Genomic DNA, 4,310 nt, shown 5'->3' with positions numbered 1-4,310 from the left:
GCACGCACGACTTCACCTCCACGCACGCGGGGGTGATGCACGCGTGCGGGCACGACGCGCACGTGGCGATCGGGCTGGCGGTCGCGGAGCGGCTGGCGGCGTCGCGCGAGAGATGGGGAGGCACGGTGCGCTACGTCTTTCAGCCCGCGGAGGAAGGCGGCGGCGGCGCGCTGCGGATGGTGGAGGAAGGCGTGCTGGATGGTGTCGATGCCGCGCTGGGGCTGCACGTGTGGCTCGGGCTGCCCAGCGGCGTCGTGGGCGTCGTGCCCGGGCCCTTCATGGCGTCCGCGGCGGAGTTCGACGTGACGGTGAAGGGCCGCGGCGGCCACGGCGCCATCCCCCACGAGACGGTAGATGCGGTTCTCGCCGCGAGCCAGGTCGTGGTCGCGCTCCAGAGCATCGTGTCGCGCAACGTCTCTCCGCTGGAGTCGGCCGTCGTCTCCGTCGGTGCCTTCCACGCGGGCGAGGCGTTCAACGTGATCGCCGACACGGCCGCGCTCCGCGGCACCGCGCGCGCCTTCACGCCCGCCATCTGCGACGAGCTTCCGCGGCGCATCGAGCAGGTCGTGGCGGGCGTCTGCCAGGCGATGGGCGCGGAGTACACGTTCGAGTACCGGCAGGACACGCCGCCCACCGTCAACGACCCCGCCCTCGCCGAGGTCGTCCGCGCCGCCGCGGAGGAGGTCGTCGGCGCCGGCGGCGTGCGCACCGATCCGGACGTGCGGACGATGGCCGCGGAAGACTTCGGCGAGATGCTGATGCGCGTGCCGGGCTGCTACTTCTTCGTCGGCGCCCGGAGCGAGGAGAAGGGCGCCGTGCATCCGCACCACTCCCCGCGCTTCGACGTATGCGAAGACGCGCTCCCCGTCGCCGTGGACGTGCTGGAGCGCGCCGCCCTCAAAGTCCTCGCCGGCTCGCGGTAGAGCAGAGTGGTTCGGGAGATGCGCATCCGTCGGCTCGACGCGGATCTCCCGACTCGCCGCCTGCCCCGCATCTCCCGTCCCATTCAGACCTGCGCGCGCCGAGACGCCAACGCGCGCCGCCATCTGACGGTCTCTCCCGCTCGTGATCCGCTTCCGCGCATGCCCGCCTGGTGCGCGGCCCACATCGTCATTCCCATCGCCCCACCCACCCAGCCGATGCGACGCACCTCCCGCACTCTCTCCACCACAGCCGCTCTCGTCTGTCTCGCCGCCGCATGCGCACCCCGCCCCGCCGCGTCGCCCGCGCCAGTCGCGGGAGGGCAGGCATGGGTGGAGGACCGGCTGTACTTCGGGCGGGGGATCGCGGGCGGGGACAGCGTGACGGAGGCGCAGTGGATGGAGTTCCTGCGCGAGCGCGTGACGCCGCGCTTCCCCGACGGGCTCACGGTCTTCCACGCCGCGGGCCAGTGGCGCAACCCGGACGGCTCGATCCAGCGGGAGGGTACGCTGGTGCTGGACCTGCTGCACCCCGGCACCATGGCCGCGGACACCGCCGTTGAGGGCATCGCGCGGGACTACGAGACGCGCTTCCGCCAGCAGAGCGTGCTGCGCGTCACCACCCCGGCCACCGTGCGCTTCGTCCAGTAGCGCTCGCCGCCCCGCATCTCCCGAAACACCGGCGCCCTCCGCATCTGGGCGACGCCCGATAGCTGTCGGTGAAGGACGAGGCGGCACATCTGCCGTCCACTCCGGCAGCATCTTCTTGCGTAGCAGCGGACGACGCACTTCCCAATCTGCCGGTGCGCCGCTATCGTAGGAACACACGTCTCCCCCACAACTCGGTGCGCGCCTGAAGTTTCGGCAGAAACCGCGAGTCGGCTCCCTTCAGGCAGCCTTCCTTGCGCAGGTCCGCACGGAGTGCTTCCGTAGCAGAATCAGGTGATTCTGCGGGCGTGCTACCCCAAGATGTGACGCGCTCGCAGACGGACTCGTCTACGCTCGTCACCAGCAACCCGGCCTGCACCCCGCTCCACCCGCTGGCCGGCGAGCGGCTTCCACGCGGTTCTCCACCCCACGGATGGGCCCGGTACGCGCTCCCTGCCCGCACCGGCCTTGTCCCGACCCGCCGATGGTATGCAGTATACCCAACCATCCGACCCGGACTCCCTGTCGTTCCTGAACGGCGCGCCACTGGCGGGCGCGGCGCTGGAGACGCTGGATGCGTCCGCGGCCCTCTTCCACCTCGGGGCACCCCACCCGGTGGACCACACCCTCTGCGTGAGCCTGGACAGCGTGGCCGCCCTTGCCGCCCGCATCCTCCGCGCGCCCCTCGCGGTCGTGTCGGCGGTGGGCGCCGCGCGCCCGCTGGCCACCGGCGGCGACGGCGACATGGACGCGTGGACCGCCCGCCGCGGCGCAACGCTGGACGAGACGCTGTGCCGCCTGGTGCTGGACGGCGAGCCCGTGCTGCTGCGCGACGCCCGCGAGCACGCGCTGGTGCTGGCGGAGCCCGGGCTGTGGATGGGTGAGGCGGGCTACGCCGGCGTGCCCATCCGCGGGCACGACGGCACCGCGCGCGGCGTGCTGTGCGTGCTGGACCGCCGCCCGCGCGAGTGGACGCACGAGCACGCCGAGGTGCTGGCAGGCCTCGCCGCCGTGGTCGCCGTGGGCCTCAACGGCGCAAACGGCAACGGGAACGGCGCCGCCCGCCGCGGCGTGTCGCTGCGCATGCTGGAGAAGGCGGTGGAGACCATGCAGCTCGGCGTGACCATCACCGACACGTCGGGCTGCATCGTCTACACCAACCCGGCCGAAGCGCGCATGCACGGCTACGACGCCGGCGAGCTGCGCGGCCGCCACGCCCGCATCTTCGCCCCGGCCGAGCACGCCAAGCCCATCGGGCTGGAGGCCATGGGCGCCGTGAAGAGCTGGAGCCGCGAGACCACCAACGTGCGGCGCGACGGCACCGTGTTCCCCGTCATGCTGCGCTCCGACGTGGTCACCGACGCCGGCGGCGAGCCCGTGGGCCTGGTCACCTGCTGCGAAGACATCACGCAGCGCAAGGAGATGGAGCGCCAGCTCCTGCACCAGGCCTTCTACGACACGCTCACCGGCCTGCCCAACCGCGGCCTCTTCCTCAACCGCCTGGAGCGCTCCATAGACCGCGCGCGCCGCGGCGATGCGCGCTTCGCCGTGCTCGCGGTGGGGCTCGACGGCTTCAAGCTGGTCAACGACTCGCTGGGCCACACCGCGGGCGACGAGCTGCTGACCGCCGTCGGCGAGCGCCTCAAGGGCCGCGTGCGCGCCGAGACCATGGTCGCGCACCTGGCCGGCGACGAGTTCGCCGTGCTGCTCGACGACATCGACGGGCTCACTGACGCCACGCGCGTCGCGGGCCGCGTGCAGGAAGCGCTGGGCCAGGCGTTCACGGTCGATCTGCGCGAGATCTTCACCAGCGCCACCGTGGGCATCGCGCTCAGCGACACGGGGTACGACCGGCCAGACGAGGTGCTGCGCGACGCGGTCATCGCCATGTACCGCTCCAAGGCCGCCGGCAAGGGGCTGTACGAGGTGTTCGACACCGCCATGCACGCGCAGGCCATGGAGCGGCTGCGCATGGAGACCGACCTGCGCCGGGCCGTGGAGCGCGGCGAGCTGCGGGTGCACTACCAGCCCATCGTCACCCTGCGCACCGGCCGCATCGCCGGCTTCGAGGCGCTGGTGCGGTGGCAGCACCCGGAGCGCGGCCTGGTGCAGCCGGACGACTTCATCCCCCTGGCCGAGGACACGGGGCTCATCGTGCCCATCGGCATGTGGGTGCTGGGCGAGGCGTGCCGCCAGCTGCGGCGTCTTCGGCAGGTGAAGGGCGGGCCGGAGCTGACCGTGGCCGTCAACCTCTCCGCCCGGCAGTTCGCGCAGCCCGACCTGGTGGAGCGCATCGCCGCCGAGCTGGAGCGCACCGGCGTGGACCCGGCGCGCCTCAAGCTGGAGATCACCGAGAGCACCATCATGCAGCACTCCGAGGGGGTCACGGAGACGCTGCACCGGCTCAAGGCGCTGGGCATCCAGCTCTACATCGACGACTTCGGCACCGGGTACTCGTCGCTCAGCTACCTGCACCGGCTGCCGCTGGACGCGCTCAAGATCGACCGCTCGTTCATCAGCGGGCGCGACGGCACGCAGAACCTGCCGCTGGTGAGGGCCATCGTGGCACTCGCCCACGCGCTGGACGTCGTCGTCGTCACCGAGGGCATCGAGTCCGCCGAGCTGCTGGGCGAGCTGCGCAGCCTGCGGTGCGAGTACGGTCAGGGCTTCTTCTTCTCGCGCCCGCTCGACGGCGAGTCCACCCTGGCCCTCTGCGCCAGCGATCCGCGCTGGTAGCGTTCC

Annotated in this window: 3 protein-coding genes; all 3 read left to right on the top strand. The window is 72.2% G+C overall.

All coding sequences use genetic code 11. From position 1 onward, the window contains the following. On the top strand, positions 1-923 hold a 923-nt coding region (locus VFE05_15270), incomplete at its 5' end, for an amidohydrolase (protein HET6231433.1). A gap of 330 nt (positions 924-1,253) precedes the next feature. Beyond that, the gene (locus tag VFE05_15265) at positions 1,254-1,571 is read left to right on the top strand and encodes a DUF3574 domain-containing protein (protein ID HET6231432.1); all 318 of its coding nucleotides are present in this window, start codon (positions 1,254-1,256) and stop codon (positions 1,569-1,571) included. A 486-nt stretch (positions 1,572-2,057) separates the two neighbouring features. Further along, positions 2,058-4,304, top strand: coding sequence for an EAL domain-containing protein (locus tag VFE05_15260; protein ID HET6231431.1), 2,247 nt, complete (start codon positions 2,058-2,060; stop codon positions 4,302-4,304). Positions 4,305-4,310: the final 6 nt, after the last annotated feature.

It is taken from the genome of Longimicrobiaceae bacterium, from assembly GCA_035696245.1.
Lineage (GTDB): Bacteria > Gemmatimonadota > Gemmatimonadetes > Longimicrobiales > Longimicrobiaceae > DASRQW01.
This window is presented reverse-complemented; position numbering and strand designations above follow the sequence as displayed.

Bases quoted from the DNA above. Each gene is read 5' to 3' on its own strand.
- VFE05_15260 (HET6231431.1), top strand. From the start codon at position 2,058: ATGCAGTATACCCAACCATCCGACCCGGACTCCCTGTCGTTCCTGAAC.